This window comes from Allobosea sp. OK403, assembly GCF_900113835.1.
In the GTDB taxonomy this organism is placed as follows: Bacteria; Pseudomonadota; Alphaproteobacteria; order Rhizobiales; family Beijerinckiaceae; genus Allobosea.
In genome coordinates this window covers 933,742-957,565 of sequence record NZ_FOQV01000003.1, presented here as the reverse complement: position 1 = coordinate 957,565, position 23,824 = coordinate 933,742, and the positions used below count along the sequence as shown (strand labels likewise).

The 23,824-nt window shown below is 65.8% G+C and carries 17 protein-coding genes; 12 read left to right on the top strand and 5 right to left on the bottom strand.

What is annotated here, in order from left to right:
- Positions 1 to 132: 132 nt before the first annotated feature.
- Positions 133 to 1,080 (top strand): lysylphosphatidylglycerol synthase domain-containing protein, encoded by a 948-nt coding sequence (locus tag BMZ97_RS15705; RefSeq protein WP_244546423.1) that lies wholly within the window; start codon positions 133 to 135, stop codon positions 1,078 to 1,080.
- Positions 1,081 to 1,106: 26 nt separating this feature from the next.
- On the opposite strand, the gene ppk2 is transcribed toward BMZ97_RS15705, so the two are convergent.
- On the bottom strand, positions 1,107 to 2,072 hold the full coding sequence (gene ppk2 / locus BMZ97_RS15700; RefSeq protein WP_092171075.1) for a polyphosphate kinase 2: 966 nt from the start codon (positions 2,070 to 2,072) through the stop codon (positions 1,107 to 1,109).
- A gap of 155 nt (positions 2,073 to 2,227) precedes the next feature.
- On the opposite strand from ppk2, the gene BMZ97_RS15695 reads away from it, so the two are divergent.
- Complete coding sequence (locus BMZ97_RS15695) at positions 2,228 to 3,289, top strand: ATP-binding protein (RefSeq protein WP_092171073.1); 1,062 nt, start codon at positions 2,228 to 2,230, stop codon at positions 3,287 to 3,289.
- Positions 3,290 to 3,572: 283 nt separating this feature from the next.
- Here the strand turns inward: BMZ97_RS15695 and BMZ97_RS15690 are convergent, their stop codons facing one another.
- On the bottom strand, positions 3,573 to 4,538 hold the full coding sequence (locus BMZ97_RS15690) for an AraC family transcriptional regulator (protein WP_175525573.1): 966 nt from the start codon (positions 4,536 to 4,538) through the stop codon (positions 3,573 to 3,575).
- A gap of 554 nt (positions 4,539 to 5,092) precedes the next feature.
- On the opposite strand from BMZ97_RS15690, the gene BMZ97_RS15685 reads away from it, so the two are divergent.
- From BMZ97_RS15685 to BMZ97_RS15640, 10 genes are all read left to right on the top strand, one after another.
- Positions 5,093 to 5,383: an STAS domain-containing protein gene (locus BMZ97_RS15685; protein ID WP_092171069.1), complete on the top strand. Its 291-nt coding sequence runs from the start codon at positions 5,093 to 5,095 to the stop codon at positions 5,381 to 5,383.
- A 5-nt stretch (positions 5,384 to 5,388) separates the two neighbouring features.
- Positions 5,389 to 5,754 carry a response regulator gene (locus BMZ97_RS15680; RefSeq protein WP_092171067.1) on the top strand — a complete coding sequence of 122 codons (366 nt, stop codon included), beginning with the start codon at positions 5,389 to 5,391 and terminating at the stop codon, positions 5,752 to 5,754.
- On the top strand, positions 5,751 to 7,793 hold the full coding sequence (locus tag BMZ97_RS15675) for a chemotaxis protein CheA (protein WP_092171065.1): 2,043 nt from the start codon (positions 5,751 to 5,753) through the stop codon (positions 7,791 to 7,793). Before BMZ97_RS15680 ends, BMZ97_RS15675 begins: the two co-directional genes overlap by 4 nt.
- A 74-nt stretch (positions 7,794 to 7,867) precedes the next feature.
- Positions 7,868 to 8,278: a chemotaxis protein CheW gene (locus BMZ97_RS15670; RefSeq protein ID WP_244546449.1), complete on the top strand. Its 411-nt coding sequence runs from the start codon at positions 7,868 to 7,870 to the stop codon at positions 8,276 to 8,278.
- A 27-nt stretch (positions 8,279 to 8,305) separates the two neighbouring features.
- Positions 8,306 to 10,375, top strand: coding sequence for a methyl-accepting chemotaxis protein (locus tag BMZ97_RS15665; RefSeq protein WP_092171061.1), 2,070 nt, complete (start codon positions 8,306 to 8,308; stop codon positions 10,373 to 10,375).
- Between the two features lie 103 nt (positions 10,376 to 10,478).
- Positions 10,479 to 12,683: a HAMP domain-containing methyl-accepting chemotaxis protein gene (locus tag BMZ97_RS15660; RefSeq protein ID WP_092171059.1), complete on the top strand. Its 2,205-nt coding sequence runs from the start codon at positions 10,479 to 10,481 to the stop codon at positions 12,681 to 12,683.
- 92 nt (positions 12,684 to 12,775) lie between these two features.
- The gene (locus BMZ97_RS15655; RefSeq protein WP_092171057.1) at positions 12,776 to 13,258 is read left to right on the top strand and encodes a chemotaxis protein CheW; all 483 of its coding nucleotides are present in this window, start codon (positions 12,776 to 12,778) and stop codon (positions 13,256 to 13,258) included.
- 4 nt (positions 13,259 to 13,262) lie between these two features.
- Positions 13,263 to 14,162, top strand: a complete 900-nt coding sequence (locus BMZ97_RS15650; protein ID WP_092171055.1) for a CheR family methyltransferase — start codon at positions 13,263 to 13,265, stop codon at positions 14,160 to 14,162.
- Entirely contained in the window at positions 14,159 to 15,265 is a 1,107-nt protein-coding gene (locus BMZ97_RS15645) for a protein-glutamate methylesterase/protein-glutamine glutaminase (protein ID WP_092171053.1), read from the top strand. Before BMZ97_RS15650 ends, BMZ97_RS15645 begins: the two co-directional genes overlap by 4 nt.
- The gene (locus BMZ97_RS15640; protein ID WP_139221228.1) at positions 15,249 to 17,033 is read left to right on the top strand and encodes a hypothetical protein; all 1,785 of its coding nucleotides are present in this window, start codon (positions 15,249 to 15,251) and stop codon (positions 17,031 to 17,033) included. Before BMZ97_RS15645 ends, BMZ97_RS15640 begins: the two co-directional genes overlap by 17 nt.
- A 187-nt stretch (positions 17,034 to 17,220) precedes the next feature.
- Here BMZ97_RS15640 and BMZ97_RS15635 read toward each other — a convergent pair whose 3' ends face one another.
- The 3 genes from BMZ97_RS15635 to bcsN form a co-directional block, all read right to left on the bottom strand.
- On the bottom strand, positions 17,221 to 20,427 hold the full coding sequence (locus tag BMZ97_RS15635) for an ATP-binding protein (RefSeq protein WP_175525572.1): 3,207 nt from the start codon (positions 20,425 to 20,427) through the stop codon (positions 17,221 to 17,223).
- Between the two features lie 120 nt (positions 20,428 to 20,547).
- A complete protein-coding gene (locus BMZ97_RS15630) occupies positions 20,548 to 22,797 on the bottom strand; it encodes a response regulator (RefSeq protein ID WP_092171047.1) in 2,250 nt (749 codons plus the stop codon).
- 48 nt (positions 22,798 to 22,845) lie between these two features.
- A complete protein-coding gene (gene bcsN, locus BMZ97_RS15625; RefSeq protein ID WP_092171045.1) occupies positions 22,846 to 23,817 on the bottom strand; it encodes a cellulose biosynthesis protein BcsN in 972 nt (323 codons plus the stop codon).
- Between the last annotated feature and the right edge of the window lie 7 nt (positions 23,818 to 23,824).

The window sequence follows — 23,824 nt, the reverse complement described above, 5'->3', positions numbered from 1 at the left end:
GAGGCGTTATCTGTCGGGCAGGGTCGCGTCCTGCGGCCTGTCGCCCCGCCCGGGGATCTGGCGCAGCAGCGTGCGGTCCCGTTCAGCTTTCGAGCGAGTTCGCATATGTCCTTCGGCCCGCATGAGCCAGGTATGCCCTTGCGCAGGCGCAGCCGTTGGTGGTGGCTCGGCCCACTGGCGAGCGCGACCATCTTTGCCACCTCGCTGGTCGTGCTCTGGTTCATCATCCGCGAGATCGAGCCCGGCGCGCTCGCCGGGGCCTTCGCCAATGCCAGCCAGCGCCAGCTCGGTCTTGCGCTCGGCTTCACCGCGCTGAGCTATCTCCTGCTCACCGGCTATGATGCGCTGGCGCTGAAGCGATTGGGGCTCTCCATCCCCTATCGCACCACGGCGCTCGCCTCCTTCACCAGCTATTCCGTCTCCTTCACGCTCGGTTTCCCGATCGTGACCGGCGGCACGGTGCGGTACTGGATCTATTCGCCCAAGGGCGTGCGCGCCTCCGAGGTCGCGAGCCTGACGGTGATTGCGGGCCTGACCTTCTGGCTCGGCCTCGGCGCGATCCTGTGCGCCTGCCTGTTTTATGATTCCGAGGGCGTCGCACGGCTGGCGCGCACCTCGCCGCTTGTGGTGCAGGGCGTCGGCGCGGCGGTGGCGGTCGGCACGCTGGGCTATCTCGCCTGGGTCGCGAGCGGCGAGCGCACCATCCGCGTCAGTGGCTGGAACCTGCCGCTGCCGGGCTTGGGGATCACGCTCGGTCAGATGTGCCTCGGCGCCTGCGAGGTCTGTGCGGCCGCGGCCGTGCTCTTCGTCCTGCTGCCGGGCGGGCACAATATCGACTATCCGAGCTTCCTGGCGGTCTATGTCTTCGCCTGCCTGATCGGTATCGCCAGCCACGCACCGGGAGGGCTCGGCGTCTTCGAGGCGACGATGCTGGTCGCGCTGAGCCGCCTGCCTTACGAGGGCGTGCTCGGCGCGTTGCTGCTCTTCCGCATCATCTATTACCTGCTGCCTTTCATCCTGGCGCTGGTCCTGCTGGCGCTGAACGAGATGATCAGGCGGATCAGGCGGCGGGAGCGCTGAGCGCCGCCCGCCTCCCCGGATCTCGCTTATTTCTCCCCGCCCTTGTCGAGATAGCGCGTCGCGCTCAGCGTGATCTTGTGGTCGAGTTCGCCGATCGCCGCCTCATCCTTGTCCTTGTAGGGAATGGCCTGGAGCACGAGACGGATGGCATTGAGTCGAGTGCGGAACTTGTCGTTGCCGCGCACCACACTCCAGGGCGCCCATGAGGTCGAGCTGCGCTCCAGGATTTCGTCGAAGGCCTCGGAATAGGCGTCGAAGCGCGGGATCGCCTCGAAATCGATCGGCGACAGCTTCCAGCGTTTGAGCGGGTCGTGCCAGCGCGCATGCAGCCGCATCATCTGCATCTCGCGGCTGATCGTCAGGAAGATTTTTATCATGCGGATGCCGTCGCGCGTCAGCATGCCCTCGAAGACGGGGGCCTCGCGCAGGAAGGCGTCGGTCTGGTCGGACGTGCAGAACTCCATCACACGCTCGACGCCGGCGCGATTGTACCAGGAGCGGTCGAAGAACACGATCTCGCCCGCCGCCGGCATTTCCGCGGCATAGCGCTGGAAATACCATTGTCCCTTCTCGGTGTCGGAGGGCTTCGGCAGCGCCACCACGCGCGCCTGGCGCGGGTTGAGATGCTGGGTGAAGCGGGTGATCGTGCCGCCCTTGCCGGCGCCGTCGCGGCCTTCGAGCACGATGGCGATACGCTCGCCGGTCTCGCGCACCCAGGCCAGGAGCTTTTGCAATTCGATCTGCAGCGGCTCCATCTCCTTGTTGTAGTGCTTGCGCTTCATGCGCTTGTCATAGGGGTAGCCGCCGCTGTGGAAGGCGGCATCGACGATGTGTTGGGGCAAGGTGTCCGCTTCGATGTCGAAGGCATCGGATTTGTTCGCTGGTTTATCCGAGGCGGTCCGCTTTTTGGCGGAGACCTTGGACCGTCCCTTCGCCTTGGGCGGGAGCTGGATGGCCCCCTTCAGCTTGTATCCGGAAAAGCTCTTCGCCATCGTCTTGCTCCCTGATCCTTGGCTGGCAAGCTAACCTGTGCGCACGGTCAAGGGAATTGACGTGCGCCGGCGATCCGATCAGGAAGACATTCTCTCGCATCGTCTGGCTCTCGCGCCCGCCTCGGTGGCGAGAGGACAGTGCAAGGCCGTGCCCGATGTTCGAGACTGTCGATCCCAATGCCCCCGCCACGCTCGCCCTGATCGGGGCGCTCGGCGCGGCCGTCGTGCTGCTCGATGCGCAAGGCGTCGTCCAGGCGTTGAGCCCGGCGATGAGCGCACTGATCCCCGCCCTCGACAAGGGCCGGCAATTGACGCTCGTCATGCGCGATCCCGATCTGATCGGGGCGATGGAGCAGGTCTCGAGCCAGGGCGGGCGCCGCGTCATCGAACTGGTCGAGCGCGTGCCGGTCGAACGCACCTTTCGGATCCATATCGCGGCCTTGCGGGCGGCGGGCGGGCGGCGCTCTCTGCTGCTGACCTTCGAGGATCTCAGCGAGCAGCGCGTCACCGAGCGTATGCGGGTCGATTTCGTTGCCAATGCCAGCCATGAACTGCGCACGCCTTTGGCCTCGCTGCTTGGCTTCGTCGAGACGCTGCAGGGCCCGGCCCGCAACGACGCCGGCGCGCGCGACCGCTTCCTGACGATCATGCGCGAGCAGGGCCTGCGCATGGCGCGCCTCGTCGACGACCTGCTCTCGCTCTCGCGCATCGAACTGCGCGCCCATCTGGCGCCCGAAACCCCGGTCGATCTCGCCGGTATCTCGCGCGAGATCGTCGATTCGCTGGCGCTGATGGCGCGCGAGCGCAATGTGAATCTGCGCCTGTCGCTGCCCGAGCAGCCGGTGAAGGTGGCCGGCGATCGCGATGAATTGCTGCGGTTGATGGAGAATCTGGTCGAGAATGCCATCAAATACGGCCGCAAGGACGGTGAGGTCGCGATCGATGTCGTCGACGGCGCGACCGAGGCCAGCGTCAGCGTGCGCGACGACGGGCCCGGCATCGCGCCCGAACACCTGCCGCGCCTGACCGAGCGCTTCTACCGGGTCGACACCGCCGCCAGCCGCGAAGCGGGCGGAACCGGCCTTGGCCTGGCTATCGTCAAGCACATCGTGCTGCGCCATCGCGGGCGCCTCACCATCGAGAGCCTGCTGGGGCAGGGCGCGACTTTCAAGGCGATCTTCCCGCGCCTCGGACCGGCATCTCGGAGCGTGTCCTGAGCTCCGGTTTGGAAATCTTCTGAGCCCTCATCCTGAGGAGCGCTCCGCAGGAGCTTGGCGCGTTTTCGAGCGAAGTGGACACCGGTTCGCGTGAAGAAAGCGCATTAAAGCAAAGAGATAGAGTATTTCCGCGATTCGGGGAAACGCAGAAATGCTCTATCTCGAAGGATGCTTCAGGAGGCTCCCGAACCGTCTGGAGCATCTTTCGAGACGCCGCGCGCCGCGGCTCCCCAGGATGAGGGCTGGAGTTTCCAAACGGGCTCTCATGCGCACCGGCTTTGCCTCACTCGCCGGTTTCGCGCTCCGCATGCTGGTTGCGGCTGGTGCGCAGGGCGACGGCGCTGATCCCGAATGCGGCTTCGAACTGCGTGTTGAAGCGCGTGAAGTTCGAGAAATTCCAGCGTTTGGCGACCACAGCGACGCGCTCGCCTGGATTGCGTTCGATGTCGCGGCGCGCGCGGTCCAGGCGCACCGAGCGCTCATAGTCCGAGATCGAGACGCCAAGGAATTTCTGGAAGCCATATTGCAGAGCCCGCAGGCTGACACCGGAGACGGTGACGAGGTCCTCCAGCGAAAGTGAACCCTCGGCATGGCGCTCGATATAGTCGATCGCACGCCTGACATGTTTGGGAACGATGGCGTTCGCGTGGCGAGACAGGGCATCTTGATAATTATGCGGAAGAATCTCGAGAATGAGGTCGATCAGCAACGCCGAGAGCCTGCCGGCGCTGTGTGGCGCCTCCTCGAGCGCGGGCAGCAGCATCGTTCGATCAAGCGCGGAGAGGAAGGCGCGCAAGGCTTGTGACGCATGGTTGCGGGCATCGAATTGCGGCGTGAAGCGAAGCCTGCGCAAGACCGGCGCGCCGGTGAGTTCGAAGAGGCGATGCGTCAGCAGGCGCTGCTCGATCTGGATTGTACAGTTCTCCGACCGGGCCGAGCGGCGGGTTGATTTCACCTCGCGCATGTCGAGCAGGATGGAGCCCGAGCGCGCGCATTCGATAGTGTCATCGCCAAGCATGATCGTCGTCGAGCCGCTCAGCGGCGTCACGATTTGAAAGCCGTCGAAAATCTCGTGGTGGCGAATCTCCACCGGCTCCTCGAAGCTCGTGCGGAAAAACGACATGCCGTCGCAGGCCCGGCTGATCGCGTTGAACTCGATCCGCCCGGAGCGGGCGCCCAGCGGTTGAAGAGCAAGCCTGAAACCGCAGGCTGCGAAATGCTCGATCGCCTCGTCGATGTCGTGCGTCACGAAATGCCGCGTGCGAGCCGGATGAACCGTTCCTTTATGAAAGTCAGCCGGCATCGGCGTGCTCCGCGAGACGGATGAGGGAGGCAGCGAGCCACGAAAGCGGCTCCGCTCGACCGGTCCTGGATCGCGCGCAAATCTTGGATCGCGCGCAAGTCTTGGATCGCGCGTGAGTGTAGCCGTAATCGCCGCCGGATCTGGATCCCGGCGGGCTCGATGCTGAATGCCCCATGTCCCACTTCCGTTGACCGAAACTTCTGAAGAAGCGCGACGGTCAATATTACGAATCATGCAGTCGATTTACGCCTAGTGCAAGCTGGATTCGCTGGACGCAGGGTTGTGACGATCGGTGCAAGATAAGATTCGAGGTTAATACATCGATCAGAATTAACCGACAATAATCAGCGGTAATTGGTCATTCAGCTTCAAATAATCCCGGGAGTTCAGTGCTCGGGTCGTAGTCCTCTGTGCGCAAGCTTGAGGAAGTAAGTAGCGTTGCGTGGTTGGGTATATCGCTTTGTCTCGTGGCGATGTGACTCAACGGAAAGTGAGTGTTCATGCCAACGGTGAATATGCCTGTCGACTGCTCCTTGCGCTCGATCAGGCCTTTCCATGTTGAAGTGGTCGCCGCCTTCAAGTCGAGCGGCGATCTCGTCATCGATTGCTCCGCGATCACAGCTTGCGACATCGCCGCCGTCCAACTCCTGGTCTCGGCCAGCAAGACGGCGGCCGATTCCGGACGCCTCCTGCGGCTGGAGGGTGTGCCGGAGGTTCTGAGCACCACGCTGGCGCGGGCCGGCCTTGCGCTGTCGCCTTCCGCCGACCGCATTCTCATCAGCGAGGTCTGATTACCATGGCGACGATTCTCACCGTCGATGATTCCCCCAGCGTAAGGCAGATGATCAAGCTCGTGCTCGGTCCTGCCGGCCATAATGTGGTCGAGGCCGGCGACGGCTCGGAAGGGCTTGCCAAGGCCAAGACGCAGAGCTTCGACCTTGTGATCACCGATCTGAACATGCCGGTGATGAACGGCATGGCGATGATCCGGGGCCTGCGGGCGCTGCCTTCCTTCATGGGTGTGCCGATCGTTTTCCTGACCACAGAATCCGACGATGCCGTCAAGCAGGAGGCCAAGGCCGCCGGTGCGACCGGCTGGATCACCAAGCCGTTCAAGCCCGAGCAACTGCTTGCCGTCGTCGCAAAGCTGGTGCGCACATGATGGAACTCGATCCGACCGAGACCTTCCGTCAGGAAGCGGCCGAGTTGCTCGACAGCCTCGAAACCGTGCTGCTTGATCTCGGCCAGACGCCGCAGGACCGCGATCTGATCGACGCTGCCTTCCGGGCGCTGCACACGATCAAGGGGTCGGGCGCGATGTTCGGCTTCGACAAGGTCGCGGCCTTTACCCATGATTTTGAGACGGCCTTCGACCTCATTCGCAAGGGCAAGATCGACGCCGACCGCGACATCGTCACCGTCTCGCTCGCGGCCAAGGACTACATCCGCACCCTGATCGACGATCCGGATTCGACCGATCCGATCATCGGCGAGGCGATCGTCGAGGAATTGCAGCGCCTGATTGGCGGTCCTGCCGCCGCGGCAGACAACAAGCCGGCTACCGATATAGAACGCGAAGCGGCGCCCACGCCAGCCGGCTGGATGATCGAGATCGCCTTCGAGCCCGAAATTCTGCGCAACGGCACCAATCCGCTCGTTCTTCTCGATGATCTGCGCGCACTTGGTTCTTGCCGCATTCAGGCCAATCTCGATGCGGTTCCCGAGCTGGCCGCGCTTGATCCCGAGGCTTGCCTGATCGCCTGGACCGTCACGCTGCACAGCGCCTGCGGGAAGGACGAGATCGAGGACGTCTTCATGTTCGTGCGCGACGAGATGAAGCTCGTCATCACTGCCCTCGATGAAGTCGCCTCGCCGCTCTTTGCCGCGCTCGACATGTCGATGCCGGATGTCGAGCCGGAGGCTCCAGCGCCGCGCGCCGTAGCCGAGCACCCGACCGTTGCCGCTCCCACGGCATCGGCCGCGCCAGAGAAGGTCGAGTTCAACCGGCGCGCCGATGACAAGAGCTCGACGGTCCGTGTCCAGGCCGAGCGCCTCGACGAATTGATGGACCGTGTCGGCGAACTCGTCATCGCCCAGGCACGGCTCAGCCAACTCGCCCATGCCGGCACAGACCTCGCCATCAAGGCGATCGCCGAGGAAATCGAGCGCTTGGCATCGGGCCTGCGCGACACGACCATGGGCGTGCGCATGGTGCCGATGGGCTCGCTCTTTGGCCGCTTCCGCCGCCTTGTCCATGATCTCTCGCGTGATCTCGGCAAGCCGGTGGATTTCGTTGCGATCGGCGAGGACACCGAGCTCGACAAGACCATGATCGAGCGCCTTGCCGATCCGCTCGTCCACCTCATTCGCAATGCGATCGACCACGGCATCGAGAGCGCCGAGCGGCGTGCAGGCACGAACAAGTCGCCGACCGGGCGCATCGAGCTTGCCGCGCGTTATGTCGGTGCGCAGGTACTCGTCACGGTACAGGATGACGGGGCGGGGCTGGACACGGCGCGCATCCGCGCCAAGGCGGAGGAGCAGGGGCTGATCCAGCCGGGCGCTCCCCTGAGCGAGCACGAGATCCACCAGTTCCTGTTTCATCCCGGTTTCTCGACGGCCAAGACGATCTCGGCGCTGTCGGGCCGCGGCGTCGGCATGGATGTGGTCAAACGCACGATCGAGGCCATGCGCGGCACGATCGACCTCACCACGATTCCCGGCCATGGCTCGAGCGTGACGCTGCGTCTGCCGCTGACGCTGGCCATTATCGAGGGTCTGCTGATCCGCGTCGGCGAGGGGCGCTACATCATCCCGCTCTCGGCGGTGGAGGAATGCGTCGAGCTGACGCCGGCGATCGAGGCCCGTTCCAAGGGGCGCAGCTTCCTCAATGTGCGCGGCGATCTCGTGCCCTTCCTGCGCCTGCGCGATCTCTTCGAGGCTGAGGGCGAGGCTGATCCGCACCAGAAGATCATCATCACCATGATGGGCGATACCCGCATCGGCTTCGTCGTCGATCAGATCATCGGCAGCCATCAGACGGTGATCAAGTCGCTCTCCAAGCTCCATGCCGACGTCACGATGTTCTCCGGCGCCACCATCCTCGGCGATGGCTCGGCAGCCCTTATCCTCGACGTCGCCCAGCTCGTGACGCTCGGCCAAAACCGCGCCGAGAGCGACAGAACGCCGGAGGCCGCGTGATGCAACAGGTTCAGAGTCAAGCGACCCCGGCCGCAGGTCCGACACCTGCGATCGAGACCCGCCTGCAGGTGCTGATGGTGGGCCTGGGCAACGAGATCTTCGCCGTCGAGACCGACATGGTCCGCGAGATCATCGATCCGGTTCCGGTGACGCGCGTCGCCGGCGCCCGCTCCTTCCTGCCCGCGCTGATCAATGTGCGCGGCAACGTCATCCCGCTCGCCGATCTGCGCATCCGCTTCGGCATGACCAGGACTTCCCAGACGCCCGACACCCGCATCGTCGTCGTCGAGGTCGAGATCGACGGCGACCCGGTCACGCTCGGGCTGCTTGCCGACAAGGTCTACGAGGTCACCGAGGTCTCGACGAAACACGCCCAGCAGACGCCGCGCCTGGGCAGCCAATGGCGCCCGGACTTCATCCGCTTCATCACCAAGTGGAACGACGAATTCGTCATCGTTCCCGACATGGCCCGCATCCTGGGCTGAGCATTTTTCTCCATTTGGGGGCTTACGATGCGTTTCTCGATCAAGGCGAAACTGGGTTCGACCTTCGGCGTCATCATCGCTCTGACGATGCTCACAGGTGGAATCGGCTATACGCGATTGAATTCGATGACGGCAACACAGGAGCGCTTGGTCGAGCAATCCCAGCGTACACGCAAGGCCTCCGACGCGGTCGATGCAATACAAGGATCTCAGCGGGCGCTGACCCGCATGCGTCTTGCCACGACCGAAAAGGAGCTTGTCGACAACCAGCGCGCGATGGTTACGCGCCGCCAGACCGTGGCCACGTTGCGCGACGAACTGTATGCGGTCGCCAGCGAGCAAGGCAAGCGTCTCCTCGATACCGTAACAGTCAAGTTGAGCAAGGCTGCAGACCTTGATGATCAGGTCGCCAAGCTGTTGGCAGAGGGCTCCGGCCATCGCGCTTCAGAGCTCTGGAAATCGGGCGCCCTGCCGGCTTCCAAGGCCCTGTCGAGCATCTTCGAGGGCGTCACGGCTGAAATCGCCCGAACAAACGGCGCCGAGGCGCCGCTGGCGAACGCAAGCCTCCAGAACGTCAAGATTGAGATGCTGCGCATTGCACAGGCGATGCCCGCAGGACTCGATGCGGCTACTGCCGCAGAGGCTGACACGGCCTTTCAGGACATCACCACCGCATCCCGTTCGATCAAGCTCGTCGGGAACGAGCTGAAGGACAAGCTCGCTTCGGCCGGTATTCCCGCCGGCGCGATGGCCGGCGAACTCGATCGCTATCTGAAGGCCGTCGATCAGGCTGCGCAGCTGATGAGGGATGCCAGCAACGCCAAGGTCATCGGCATCGCCAGCGGCGAAGGTCGGGCGGCGTTCAACGAAACGATCGAAGCTCTTGAGAACTATCAGAAGCTGACGATAACGCAGATGGATTCGCTCGCGGAGAGTGCCCGGCAGGAGGCCGCACTGGCCCGCTCGCTGCTAATCGGCACTGTTGCGGCTTCCCTGCTGATCGCCCTCATCGCCGCGGCATGGATCGCCATCAGCATCAGCCGCGGTCTCTCTAGCGCGGTATCCCTGGCCAACGCCGTCGCGGCCGGCGACCTGACCCGCACGGTGACGCCCAGCACCAATGACGAGGTCGGCGATCTGATGGCGGCGCTGAACGGCACCGTCGAAAAGCTCCGCCAGGTTGTGGGCGACGCCATCCAGGCTGCCGAGAACGTGTCGGCTGGGTCGCAGGAGCTGTCGGCGAGCGCCGAGCAATTGTCGCAAGGCTCGACGGAGCAGGCGTCCTCGACGGAGGAGGCGTCCTCCTCGATGGAGGAGATGGCGGCGAATGTGAAGCAGAACGCCGAAAACGCCTCGACGACGGAGAAGATGGCCGGCCAATCGGCCAAGGATGCGGAAGCCTCGGGCATTGCAGTCGGCAAGGCGGTCGAGGCGATGCAGACGATCGCGGCCAAGATCAACATCGTGCAGGAGATCGCACGCCAGACCGACCTGCTGGCGCTGAACGCGGCGGTCGAGGCGGCGCGTGCCGGCGAGCACGGCAAGGGCTTCGCGGTGGTGGCCTCCGAGGTGCGCAAGCTGGCCGAGCGCAGCCAGGCGGCGGCCGCCGAGATCGGCACGCTCTCGGTCGATACGGTGAAGGTGGCGCAGGAGGCGGGCTCGATGCTGGCCAAGCTGGTGCCCGACATCAAGAAGACCGCCGAGCTGGTCGAGGAGATCACGGCCGCCTGCCGCGAGCAGGATGTCGGCTCGACCCAGATCAACCAGGCGATCCAGCAGCTCGACAAGGTCACGCAGCAGAATGCGGCGGCCTCCGAGCAGGTCTCGGCCACCTCCGAGGAGCTCGCAGCCCAGGCCGAGCAGCTCCAGACCACAATCGCCTTCTTCCGCATCGAGCAAGGCGGCAAGGAGGTCGACCGCGCCGTCGGGCAGCTCAAGGCCAAGGCGGCGCAGATGGCGCGCGCTGGCTCGCCCAAGAAGGCGGCGCCGAAGCCGGCTCCCGCCCGCTCGAACAAGATGACGACTGGAGGCGGGTTCGCCTTCGACCTCGACCATACCGAGGATGCTCAGGACGCCCAGTTCCGCCGTGCTTCCTGACCGCCCCGCGGCGCTCCGGTCCCACCGGGGCGCTGCCGCCCAGATGCCGACCGCCGTCGCCTAGCAACCCCTTCGCGATTTTCCTCTCTTCATGAGCTCCGCCATGCGTATGACCATCAAGACTAAACTAGCCGGGGCCTTCGGCGTCGTGATCGCCCTCTCGATGGCGGCTGGCGGATTATCCTACCAAAAACTGTCCGAGATGACCGAAACGCAGAACACGCTCGTCACTTGGACGAAGCGGGTCGACGCGACCGGCAACATTTCAGGTGCGTTCAATGCATCCGTCAGATCCGAGAAAAACGCGGTTCTCGCCGCCACCGACAAGGATACTGAAAGCTACGCCGCAAGGGCGGTGGAGCGCCGCAACGCGGCCATGACGCAGAAGGACGATCTCTTCCGTATCGCGAGCGAGGAGGGCAGGAAATACCTCGCGCAGATCACGGACAAGGCTGGCCGTTTTGCGGCTGTGCAGGATGAGACGCTCAAGAACGCCAAGCTGAATTCCAGTAACCGCGCCACCGAAGCCTGGCAGACCGAGACGATGCCGTTGATTCAGGCGGTCACGGCGGCCACCAGCCAGGCGATTGCGGAAGCGACGAAGCCGGAGGCGTCGCCGGAATTGTTGCGTGCGACCCTGGCTTTTCAAGACGTGCGCCTCGAGTGGCTGCGCCTGACGCGTTCCGCCGCTCTTGCGTTCAATTTGCCGACGGTCGCCGAGGTCGAAAAGCAGCAGAAGACCGTTGAGGAGCAGGCGCGGACCGTACGCGGGGGCCTTACGAAGGCGGCCGAGGATCTGGCTCGGTTTGGCGTGACGACCGGCCCCATGCTGGCAGCTTACGACAAGGGCATCACCTCGGCATTGCGTACGGTCGCGATCGCCGCCGAGGCCGGCACCATCAAGGCCACCAATTCGACGATAACAGTCGGCGCCGCCGCAACGGCCGAACTCACAGCGGCGCTGGACAGCTATAGCGCGTTCGTCGCCAAATCGGCGGATTCGGCTGCGGTCGCCGCTGCGGAAGCCGCCGCCTTCGCCAAGACCCTGCTGATCTCGATCGTGCTCGCCTCGCTTCTCATCGCGGTTGCGGCCGCGAGCTGGATCGCGCTCAGCATCAGCCGCGGCCTGTCGAGCGCGGTTGGCCTGGCCAATGCCGTGGCGATCGGCGATCTCAGCCAGACCATCGCGGTCAAGAGCAAGGACGAGATCGGCGATCTCGTCACCGCGCTCAACAGCATGACCGCCAATCTCAACGCGACGGCGGCCGTCGCGGACTCGATCGCCAATGGCGACCTGACGGTCGAAGCCAAGCCGCTATCGGAGAAGGACACGCTCGGCATCGCGCTCGAGAACATGGTGGTCAAGCTGCGCGAGGTCGTCGGCCAGGTGACCGGAGCCGCCGAGAACATGTCCTCTGGTTCGCAGGAGCTGTCTGCGAGCGCGGAGCAATTGTCGCAAGGCTCGACGGAGCAGGCGTCCTCGACGGAGGAGGCTTCGTCCTCGATGGAGGAGATGGCGGCGAATGTGAAGCAGAACGCCGAGAACGCCTCGACGACGGAGAAGATCGCGGCGCAGTCGGCCAAGGACGCCGAGGCGAGTGGCGTTGCGGTCGGCCGTGCGGTGGATGCGATGCAGACGATCGCGGCCAAGATCACGATCGTGCAGGAGATCGCGCGTCAGACCGATCTGCTGGCGCTGAACGCGGCTGTGGAGGCGGCGCGTGCCGGCGAGCACGGCAAGGGCTTTGCGGTGGTGGCCTCCGAGGTGCGCAAGCTGGCCGAGCGCAGCCAGGCGGCGGCCGCCGAGATCGGCACGCTCTCGACCGATACGGTGAAGGTGGCGCAGGAGGCGGGCTCGATGCTGGCGAAGCTCGTGCCCGACATCAAGAAGACCGCCGAGCTGGTCGAGGAGATCACGGCCGCCTGCCGCGAGCAGGATGTCGGCTCGACCCAGATCAACCAGGCGATCCAGCAGCTCGACAAGGTCACGCAGCAGAATGCGGCGGCGTCCGAGCAGGTTTCCGCCACCTCCGAGGAGCTCGCAGCCCAGGCCGAGCAGCTCCAGACCACAATCGCCTTCTTCCGGCTGGCGGGCGACGCGGCCAGCAAGCCGGTCGCCATCGACAAGGCGGTCAAGCAACTGCGCGGCAAGGCTTCGACCATGGCGGCGGCGCTTCGGCCCAAGAAGGCTGCGGCTGTGGCTGCCGCCGTGTCCGCCCGCCCATCCCGGAAAATCGCCAATGGCGGCTTCACCTTCGAGATGGATGGCGGCGAGGATCAGCACGACGCCGCCTTTCACCGCACCTGATCGGATCACCCGGCTCCGCTCTCCGGCGGAGCCGGCTTGCCCGGTCAGGCCATCTGGCCTGCTGCTTTTCCCTGCATCATCGCGAGGCCTTCATGGCTGACACCGCCCAATATCTGACGCTCGGCATCGATCAGGAGCTGTTCGGCATCGACATTCGCAATGTCCGGGAAATCCTCGACATGCGCCCGGTCTCGAAGCTGCCGCATGCGCCGAGTTTCCTGCTCGGCATGATCGATGTCCGCGGCACCGGCTATCCGATCGTCGATCTGCGCACGAAACTCGGTTTGCCTCGCATGGAGCCGACAGATGCCACCCGGATCATCATCCTGGACGTGCCGGTCAAGGGCCGCACGCTTGGCGTCGGCTTCGTCGCCGACCGCGTCTTCGAGGTTACAGGGCTCGATGACGACCATACCGAGCCGGCTCCCGATGTCGGCGGCCACTGGCAGTCGAACTACATCGCCGGCATCGGCCGCAAGGGCGAGGCCTTCATCGTCGTGTTCGACCTCGAGCGCTTGATGGAATCGGACGACCTGCCGGCCCTTGCCGGCCTGGTCACCGAGAGCGCGGCTTGACACGATGAAGCCCGCCTCGCCGGAAACCTATGATCATCTGACCGACAGGCATTTCGCGGCGATCGTAGCGCTCATCGAGACGCGCGTCGGCATCAAGCTGCCCCAGACCAAGCGCACCATGGTGGAGGGACGGCTGCGCAAGCGCGTGCGGGCGTTGGGGCTCGCGGGCCTGGCGGCCTATGGTGCGCATCTGTTCGAGCATGGCGGCCTCGATGGCGAGCTGGTCCAATTGATCGATTGCGTCACCACCAACAAGACCGACTTCTTTCGCGAGCCGAGTCATTTCGAGTTTCTGCGCGATGTCGCCGTGCCCCAGCTCGCGCAGCGCCAGGGACCCGGTCCATTGAACCTCAAGCTCTGGAGCGCTGCCTGCTCGTCCGGGGCCGAGGCCTATACCGCCGCCATGGTGCTGCAAGACCTCGTCAATGCCGGCCGGGCAAAGGCCGGCAAGGAGCTGCGCTTCTCGATCCTGGGAACCGACATCTCGACCGAGGTGCTGCGCGAGGCACGTGCTGCGATCTATCCGCGCGCCTTCGTCGCGCCGGTGCCTGCGCCCGTGCAGCAGCGCTATCTGATGCGCTCGAAGGATGCGCAGCTGGATCTGGTCAGGGTTGCGCCGGAGCTGCGCCGGCGGGTCCGTTTCGAGCATCTGAACCTGATGGACGATAGCTACCCGTTCGACCGCGACGTCGATGTGATCCTCTGCCGCAATGTGCTGATCTATTTCGACAAGCCGACGCAGGCCGCCGTACTGGAGCGCCTCGTCTCGCATCTTCGGCCGGGCGGCTATCTGATGCTGGGCCATTCGGAATCGATGGCCGGCAGCGGCGTCGCCGGACTGAAATCGGTCGTGCCGACCATCTATCAGGCCTTGCCGGCAGCGTATGGGAGGTCGGCAGCATGAATCGCAAGCCCATCCGCGTCCTCATCGTCGACGATTCCGCCTCCGTGCGCCAGGTCCTCAGCACGATCCTGAGCGAGGACCCCGGCATCGAGGTGATGGGGACGGCGGCCGATGCCTTCGCCGCCGCGCGCCGCCTGCAGACCGAACTGCCCGACGTCATGATCCTCGATATCGAGATGCCGGGCATGGACGGGCTCACCTTCCTGCGCAAGATCATGGCGCAGCGGCCGATCCCCGTGATCATCTGCTCCACCTTGACCGAAGCCGGTTCCAAGGCGCTGTTCGATGCGCTTGAGGCCGGTGCGGTCGATGTGTTGCCCAAGCCGCGCATCGACACACGCAACGCATTGATGGAGACCGCCGACCGGTTGCGCCATGCCGTGCGGGCCGCCGCGCAGGCCCGTTTGCGGCCGCGCGAGGCGCGCGTTCCGGTCGAGAAGAAACTGACTGCGGATGTCATCATGCCGCCGCCGGTGCCGGGCCGTGTCCGGCACACGACAGACCGCATCGTCTGCATTGGCATCTCGACAGGGGGCACTGAGACCTTGCGCGAGGTGCTGCAGGCGCTGCCCGCCCTCTGCCCCGGCATCGCCATCGTCCAGCACATGCCCGAGAAGTTCACGGCCGCCTTCGCCAAGCGCCTGAACGGCATCTGCGCGATGGAGATCAAGGAGGCCGAGGATGGCGACGAGCTCTCCGCTGGCCGTGTCCTGATCGCACCGGGCAACCACCACATGCTGCTGCAGCGCTCCGGCACGCAATATCGCATCGCCATCAAGGACGGCCCGCATGTCTCGCGCCACCGTCCCTCCGTCGACGTGCTGTTCCGCTCGGCGGCGCAATATGCCGGCGCCAACGCGCTCGGCCTGATCATGACCGGCATGGGTGATGACGGCGCTCGCGGCCTGCTCGAGATGCGCAAGGCCGGCGCCAGGACCTTGGCGCAGGATGAGGAGAGCTGCGTCGTCTTCGGCATGCCCAAGGAGGCGATCGAGCTCGGCGCGGCGGAGCGCATCGTCAAGCTGGCGCGCGTACCGCAGGAGATCATGGCCTGGCCGCAGGCGACTTTGGCGGGAGCGGGCGAGAATGCGCGAAATGCTTGAAGTCGGCGTCGGGAGGCGTGGGGGTGTGATGCTTGAGGGCGATGCGGTGCTGCCGATGCTGATCCATTCGCTGGAAGGGAGCGCGCGCGAGATCGATCTCACTTTCGCCACGGCTGGCCGGCAGCTCGGCGAGGGCCTCAGCCTGTTCGAGACCTTGAAGGAGCGGCTCTCGACCTTGTCGAGCGAATTGGCCGGCAGCGAGATCGCCCAGGCTGGCGCGGCCCTGGCCGGGCTCGCCGGCGAGTTGCGAGCGATTAATGATGGTCTTCAGGGCGAGACGGCAACGCTGCGGGAGCTGGCGAAGCATGGCAATGCGGCGTCCCAGTCGCTGGATCGCTTGCTCGACCATATGCGCTTGATCACCATCCTCGCCCGCAGCGCCCGCATCGAGGCCGTTTCGATCCAAGCCGCGGGGCGCGATTTCGGTGACTTCACCAGCGAGATCATGACGTTGACGACGCAGGCGCAGCGCACCATCCAGGCTTGCGCCCGCGATTATGAGCGCCTGAGCGGCCTGCTCGGCTCGGCGCTTGCGGCGCAGCGCGATTTCGACGGACGTTACGGCCACGCCCTCTCGGACCTGGCGACCAATCTCGAGCAGACGCTTGCCGTCGTGGCGGAGCGCCAGCAACGCAGCGTCGCGCTGACGCATGATGCCGCGACCCATTCCGGCAGGATCGCGGCCGCGGCCGGTGGCGCTATCATCGCCTTGCAATCGGGCGACAGCATCAGGCAGCGGCTTGAGCATGTGCTTACAGCACTGCGGCTGGTCGGGACGCTCAAGGAGGGGTCAGGCGTCGGCGCCGGATTGAGCGAAGGCGAAAGACAGGCGGGCATTCTGGCGCTGCGCCGACTGCAATCGGCTCAGCTTCGGGAGAGCGCGGCCACGCTCGGTGGCGATGCCGAGGCGATCGAGGCGGCGCTGGCGCTGCTCGCCGGCGACACCGTCGGTCTGCTCGACCTCGTACGCTCGCTGTATCAAGGGGATGGTGCCAGCTCCGCCTCCTTCCTCACCGATCTCGAAGCCGATCTGGCGCAGGCCTCCGATCTGCTCGGCAAATGCGACCGGGCGCGTTCCGGGGTCGATCGCGTCACGGAGGTCCTCGCGGCGGTGCTCGACACCTGCCAGCAGACGGTCGCCAATCTGGCCGACACCGTGACCAGCATCGTGCTCATTGGCATGAATGCGGGCCTGCGCGCGGCCCGGGTCGGTACGGATGGGCGCAGCCTCGTCGTCATCGCTCAGGAGTTGAAACTCGCCGCTGATCAGATCGCCGGTGACGCCGATCGCCTGGCGCCGACCTTTGCGCAGATGCAGGCCGCCGCCGCCGGCCTCAAAGGCGATGGCAGGCTCGATGCCGCTCATTTCGCGGCGCTCGATCAGGCGATGCGCGGTTCGCTGTCCGCCATGCGCCAGACGGGCGATCGTCTTGGCACGACGCTCGATCAGTTGACGCGGGAGGGCAGCGGCTTCTGCACCGTTCTTGCCGAGGCGAGACTGTCCTTCTCCAACACTGGGGCGATGAGTGATCTGATTGCCTCCGCGGCCGACGAACTCGCCCGTTCCGCGCCGGGCGAGGCGCTCGATCAGACGGCGGTTGCCTGCCTGCGCGACCTGTTCCAGCAGCATGTCTGGCCGAGCTACACCATGGCTGCCGAACGCGCGATTCATAAGGCGGTCATGGCTGAGTGCGGCATTCCGGATCAGGATGCGGCGGCCGCCGTCGCGGCGGCGCCTGCGGATGCGCTGGACGAATTCATCTTCTGAGCGGAGATCCTCGCGGCCACGGCGTTGTCTTGTGACCGCCGGGGGTGGCAAGCGGTGCCGATGCGCCAGCATCTAGAGCGTTTTCGAGCGAAGTGGACACCGGTTCGCGTGAAGAAAACGCGTTAAAACAAGGAGCTAGAGCATTTCCGCGATTCGGAGAAACGCGGAAATGCTCTAGAGGAGCGGATCAGCCCTTGAGGGTGAACGTGTCGCCGCCAAATTCCATGTTGGGCGCAAGCCGCGACATGGCCTTCCTTATTTCCTGCACGGTCGCTGTTCTGACGGCCAGAAGCTGCGCCAGCGGCGGCGCGATGTCGTCCTTGGCATCGATCGCCTGTTCGAGTTCGCGCGCTGTCGCCGACAGCTGCGCGAAGCCGAGCAGGCCGGCGCTTGAGACCATGGCATGGGCATCCGCCCGCAACGCGTCGGAAGCAGCCGAACGCAGGCGTCCCGGCAGGTCGTCAGCCAGGCGCATCAGCAGCTCCAGAACCTTCTCGGGTCCGATCAACCGCGCGAGCTCGTCCTGGCAATCCTGGTCGAGCACTGGCGCCGCGCTGGCTATTTCCATCGGCGCCCCGTCGCCGGTCCAGCATTCGATCATGGCCAACAAGGCGGCGCGATGGAACGGCTTGCCGAGATGGTCGTTCATGCCGGCCCGGCGGTAGCTCGCGATCTGCTGCGAGAAGACGTTCGCGGTCAGCGCGATCACCGGTACGCTGCGGCCTTGCGCGTCCAGTTCGCGAATGTGGCGGGTGGTCTCGAGCCCGTCCATATCCGGCATCTGGACATCCATCAGGATCAGATCGTGCCGCTGCTCACGATAGGCCGAGATCGCGTTCGGGCCACTGCTGGCGAAGGAGACGTGATGGCCGGCCTTCTCCAGCATCGCGCCGACGATCTCCAGATTGATGCTGAGGTCGTCGACGAGCAGGATCCGCCGCGGCATCGCGGTGATCGCGGAAGGCGGCTCGATGGCCGCCGATGGTGGCGTCTCGATCCCTGCCTCGGTTATCGGCAGGGTGATCTGGAAGGTGGAGCCCTGGCCGACAACGCTGCTGACGCCGATCTCGCCGCCCATCAGGCCGGCCAGGCGTCGTGAGATCGAAAGCCCGAGCCCCGTACCGCCGAACTGCCGGCTGATCGAGCCGTCGACCTGGACGAAATCCTGGAACAGATGCGGCAGGCGGTCCGCAGCAATGCCGATTCCCGTATCGCTCACTGCCAGTACCATGTAACCGGCCCGGGATGCTGGGGCGACCGACAGGCTGACCGAGCCCGACGGCGTGAACTTCACCGCGTTGTTCAAAAGATTGAGCAGGATCTGCCGCAGCCGGGCTTCGTCCGCGATCACTCGCGTCGGGATCGCGGGATCGACGATGCAGTCCAGCGCCAAGCCCTTCAGCGTCGCCAGGCCGTGGGTCAGCGACAGGCAGTCGGACACGAGGCCGCGCAGGTCGAGCGGCCGCTCCTCGAGCTCGACCTTGCCGGCCTCGATCTTGGAGAGGTCGAGTACGTCGTTGATGATCGTCAGCAGCGCTTCGCCAGCCTTCTGGATCAGTTCGATCTGCCGACGCAGCTCGAGGTCATGGCCCTGGCGCTCGCGCGCCAGAGTGGCGAAGCCGAGGATGGCGTTGAGCGGCGTGCGGATCTCATGGCTCATCGAGGCGAGGAATTGGGTCTTGGCGAGGCTGGCGCGCTCGGCCGCCTCTTTGGCGCGGCTAAGTTCCTCGGCATGGGCCTGCTGCGCCGACATGTCGCGCGCAACCACGAAAAGCCGTTCCGGCCCGCGTCCGATCTCATGCACGGGCGTGATGATGAACTCCCACCATTTCACCACGCCGCCGAGCGTCGGACACATCCGTGTAAAGCGGTCGGTCTGGCCACCGCGCACGCGCCGCAAGGCGAGCTCGATCCGACTGCGATGCTCCTTGGAAAAGAAGTCGGCGAAGGGCCGGCCGCGAATGGCCTCGAAATCCTGGATCTCGAAGAGCTCCTGGCCGAGATCGCTGATAAAGATGACACGGCCGTCGAGGTCGAGCAGCTGGATGCAGTCGGGACTTGAATTGATCAGCGAGTTGGCGAAGGCCGTGCTGGCGTTCATATCGTCGATCGCCCCGCGGTGTTCGGTGATGTCGGTATAGGTCCTGACCGCGCCACCATCGGGCAGCGGTGTCGTGCGGATTTCCAGAACCGTGCCGTTCGGCCGCGTGCGCTCGTAGCAATGCGGCGTCTCTGACAGGATCGGCCGGATGATCGTCCCCTGCAGGTCGTTGGGGATCTCGGCGAATTCCCCTCGCGCCACCTGATAGGCGAAGACTTCGGTCGAATGGGGCCGGCGCGCCATCAGCTCTTCCGGCAGATCGAGGAGTTCGAGCGCGCGGCGGTTGTAGACCTTGGTGCGCTGGCTGGGGCCGACCATGAGCAGGCCCTGCTCCATATGCGCCAGGGTGATGTCCAGATAGTCGTCGGCCTTGTCACGCTCCCGCGCAACGCGGATCAGCAGCAGGCCGAGACTCAGCAGGAGCATCGCGCAGAGAGCCGCAATCGCGAAATCGACCGAGAGTTCCTCGCGCCATTTGGCGAGGACGTCAGCGACCGAGCTCGACACGACCACGACGAGCGGGCCGGCTTCGAGCCGGCGGAAGCTCATGATCCGCTCGATGCCGTCGATGGCGGAATGCGCCTGGAAGGTTCCGCTGTTCTGGTTCGACAGATAGGTGCTGAAAAGGCTGCCGGACTGGATGTTCTGGCCCACGCGGCTCGGGCCATAGGGATGGCGCACCAGCACGGAGCCATCGCTACGGAAGAGGACCACCGTTCCGTTTGGTCCGATGTTGAGCGAGGCATAGAGTTCCTGAAGGTGATCGAGTGAAACGAGCGCTATGACGACGTGGCCGCCGATGCCCTGCCGGGGCGCGATGGCGTTCCCGATCGGCAACAGCCAATGGCCGCTGGCGTCGTCGAAAACGGCGTCTCCGATCTGGAGGCCGTCGCCCGTGAAGAGCGACGCAGCTGTGGCGAAGGCCTTCAGGGCGGCCTCGCTGGGATCGCGCGAGCGTATGAACTGGTAGACCGATGCGCCGCTGCCGGTGTCGAAGACGCCGACTGCGCGCAGTTGCGGCAGATCGCGCGCCACGTCTGCAAGCCAGGCGTCGAGCGCGCTGTGCCGGCCTCGATCACCCGGATCCGAACCAAGCTGCAGCCCTGCCGTCTTCAGGACGATCCGGACGGAATCGATCATCTGCGTGGCGTGCCGGTCGAGCACCGAAGCCAGCGCCTCGTTCGAGGTCGCGGCGGCCTGGACGGCGCGGTGGCCCGACTGCCAGACCAGCCAGCCGGTGACCGAGAGAAGTACGACGCTCGCCAGGATGACTCCGGTGAAGACAGTGGGCACCAGGAGCTTTCTCCGGCTCCTCCTGGATTGCCCCATGGTCATCCGCGCTTTCCCTCGCGGAGCCTTTTGCCCGCACCACTCCAGAGTGCCGACGCAAGCACGTCTATGGTTAACGAAACGTCAAGCCGCGGCCTGCTGCCGTGTCTCCAGCGCGGTGCGAAGGCGCAGCAGTGCGCCGGGGATCGCCACAGCGCCCTTCGGCGCTGCGCAATGCGCCGCCAGCTCCGCGAGCCCCAGCACGGACGCACAGCCCGACAGCTCGATCAGTCGGCTCGTCGCTTCTGCCGTGATCTCCGACACGCCGGTCAAGGCCTCGATCTGCGCCAAGAGTTGGCCCGTCAGGCGTTCGACGGTCTGGTCGCCGAGCGCCTGAGCCAGCGCATCGCGCACGCGGGCATCGATCGCTGCGCAGGCGAGGGGTGATGGTTCGACCCGCTTCAGCCGGCAGGCAGCGACGGCATTGCCGAGCGCCTCCGGCGAGAACGGTTTGGCCAGGGTGCATGCCACGCCCCAGCCGCGCAGGCGGGCCTCCTCCTGCGTCGAGAATGTATTGGCCAGGACGAGCGCCGGCACATCCGCCTGCGAGGTCTGGAACTGGCGCACGGATTCCAGCGAGGCGAGGCGAGCCTCGACGCCGCTGGCGAGGTCGAAGATGACGAGGTCGTGCCGCGCATTGCGGCAGGCGAAGAGCGCCGCCTCGCTGTCGCGGACGCGGCAGACCCGGTGACCTTCTTGCGTGAGCAGCAGGGTCAGCACCTGGCCGCTGGTCGCGCCGTCGTCGATCAGCAGCACATGAGCGGGCTCGCTGGCCGGGTTATTGTCCTGTTGCGCGGGTGCATTGACCTCGCTTTCGAGTGGAACGGTCAGCAGCACCTGTCCTCCATCCTGTGAGAGGGTACCGCCCATCAGTTTGACGAGGCGTCCCAACATCGTCAGGCGCAAGTTCCGTAGCAGTGCAACGACGCCCTCGTTTTGCGCCGGCTCGCTTGTTGCGCCTTCGTGGTTCAGCCGCAGCGTCAATGAATTCCGCTCGGCATCGAAGGCGAGGTGCAGCGCCAGCATGGCCGGTTCTGCGCCGCAGCAGGCATCGTCGAGCAGTGTCAGCACGGCCTGGCTCAGCCCGTGCACGTCGCCGCGCAGCAGGCGCGGCACGCTGTCGCTGATCCGGCATGACAGCCGCACAGCACCAGGTGGCCGCGAATCGCGGATCATCGCCAGAGCGTTCTCCGCGAGTTCGGCGGGGTCGAAGATCGCAGCCTCGCAAGTCCGCGCCGCCGGCATGTTCAAGGCGTCGGCGATCGTGCCGGTGATCAGCAGGACCGAGTCCAGGGTGGCGAGCTGCCCCGGATCGGGCGCTGCCTGCGAACGCTGCTGCGCGGCAAGCTCGCTACGCAGCGCGTCGAGCGGCGCACGGACGCCGCTGAGCAGCAATGTCCGCAGGATCGAGGCGGCGATGCCGGGTTGAGGCTTGCCGATGTCGCTGGAAGCGGCGTGGTTGGGCTCGGCCTCCTCGATCACGATGCCTTCAGCGGCAATGTCATCGGTAGCCGAATCGTCGGCAATCGCTGCGGCGACGGCTGCCGCTTCGATGTGTGCCGGCATCGTGTGGATTCGAGCGATTGACTCCGGCGCCACGCCGCCGAGCATGCTGGCGAGCGCTTTCCAGGAAGCGGGGTCATCGACACGGAACAGGCTGTCGCAGATATCGGCATGGTCCTGGCTCAGGCCGATGATCGGCAGCGGCTCGGCCCGGCCGCGCTTGGCGATGCGCAGCGCCTCGTTGATGCCGTGCCGCTCCAGCAGCACGACGCATTGTGCCAGTTCGGGTTCGACCAGCTCGAAGCAGAGTGTCAGCGCGGACGACTGCTCGATCGTCGGCGCCGGACTGGCGCAGGCTCGCGGCGGCATGTCGAGGCCGTGGCTGCGCCAGAGCACCGCCGCTGCACGGCGCGTGTCGGCGGGCTGGGCAGGCGTCTGGGCGGAGGAGGGCCTGCCGGCCGTCTCGCAGAGGCGCTCGATCGCTTCGAACAGCTCGGCCGGTTTGATCGGCTTGGGCAGGATGGCGCGGAAGACGGCATCGGAGCCACGCCGGGCCGCGAGCCCGTTGCGGTCGGCGGTCAGCCCGATCAGGATCGGGCCCGTATCGCCGCCGGGATGCTGTTCGCGCAGCAACCGGCCGAGCGCATAGCCGTCCATCTCGGGCAGGTGGTAGTCGATCAGGGCGACGTCGTAGTGGACCGCGCGGACCCGGTCGAGAGCTGCAAAACCATCGGTCGCGACATCGACGGCATAGCCCTGGCCGCGCAGCAGCGAGGTGATGATGTCCTGTGACAGCGGCTCATCTTCGATCAGCAGAATGCGGCGGGTCATGAGGGTACCTTCAAGGAGTGCGTGCGTCGTCGTCGGATCGGCTGCGTGTCAGTCGGGAACGGGTATGGCGCTGCGCGGCACAGCGGCTTCACGCAGCGCCGGGCGCGGTATTTGGGCGGTGCGAGCCATCGGGCCGCGATAAGCCTCGGCCGGCAGGCTCTGGTCGAGCATGGTCTGAGCGCCAGCTGGGTTGGCCGCGGGGCGTTGTGCGGACGAAACGGCGGCGAGATAGCGTTGTCCGCCGGGAGCCGGGCTCGGCAAGGCGGCAACCGGCTCTGTCGATTTTGCCTGCCGGGTCGTGGGCGCCGGCTGCGCGGCATGCTTCCTGGTGGGGTTGGTCGTGCGGGTTGGGCTCGGCGCGGGCGTGCTCGCAATGTCCGGCTGCGGGCCGATCGCGATCTCGTCGAGTGCGGCGGCGATCTCGTCGAGCGTCTGCGCCTTACGGCAGATCCGCGCACGCCAGGAGGCGGCGCCACCGAGCTCGTCGCGCACGCGCCTGTCGTCGCGCTCAAGCCATTGCCAGGCATAGACGCAGCGCTGCCCGTCGGGACCTGTGGCGACGGCGAGCCCGTAGGGGCCGAAGCTGTTGCGGCGCGGCTGGGGCACGATCCGCAGCGTCCGGCCAGGAAAGGCCGCGGCAATCTCGGCCTTGATGCCGGCCTCACTCGGCTTGCCCGGGAACAGCCCTGGCATTGCGGTGTCGCCATGGACCGCGAGGGTCAGCAGGTTGCGCCCGGTCCCGCCGCGCGCCGACAGCTCGATCTCCTGCATCACTCCCTGCGCCGGGCGCCGCTCGCGCAGCGTCACGGCATGGTCGCGCCGGTCGGGCAGGTGCAGCAGCGCGGCTTCAGGCTGCAGCGCGCTCCAGGTCGCGGTGGCGGGAGCGCCGGCCAGCGATTCGAGCGGCTGCGTGGCAGCGGCGTCGCGCGGCTGGGAACAGCCCGCGGCCAAGAGGGCCGCGGCGCTGGTGAGCGCGGCGAGGGCCGTGCGCCTGAGACGGGACGGGAGGAGAAGGGGCATGATCGGT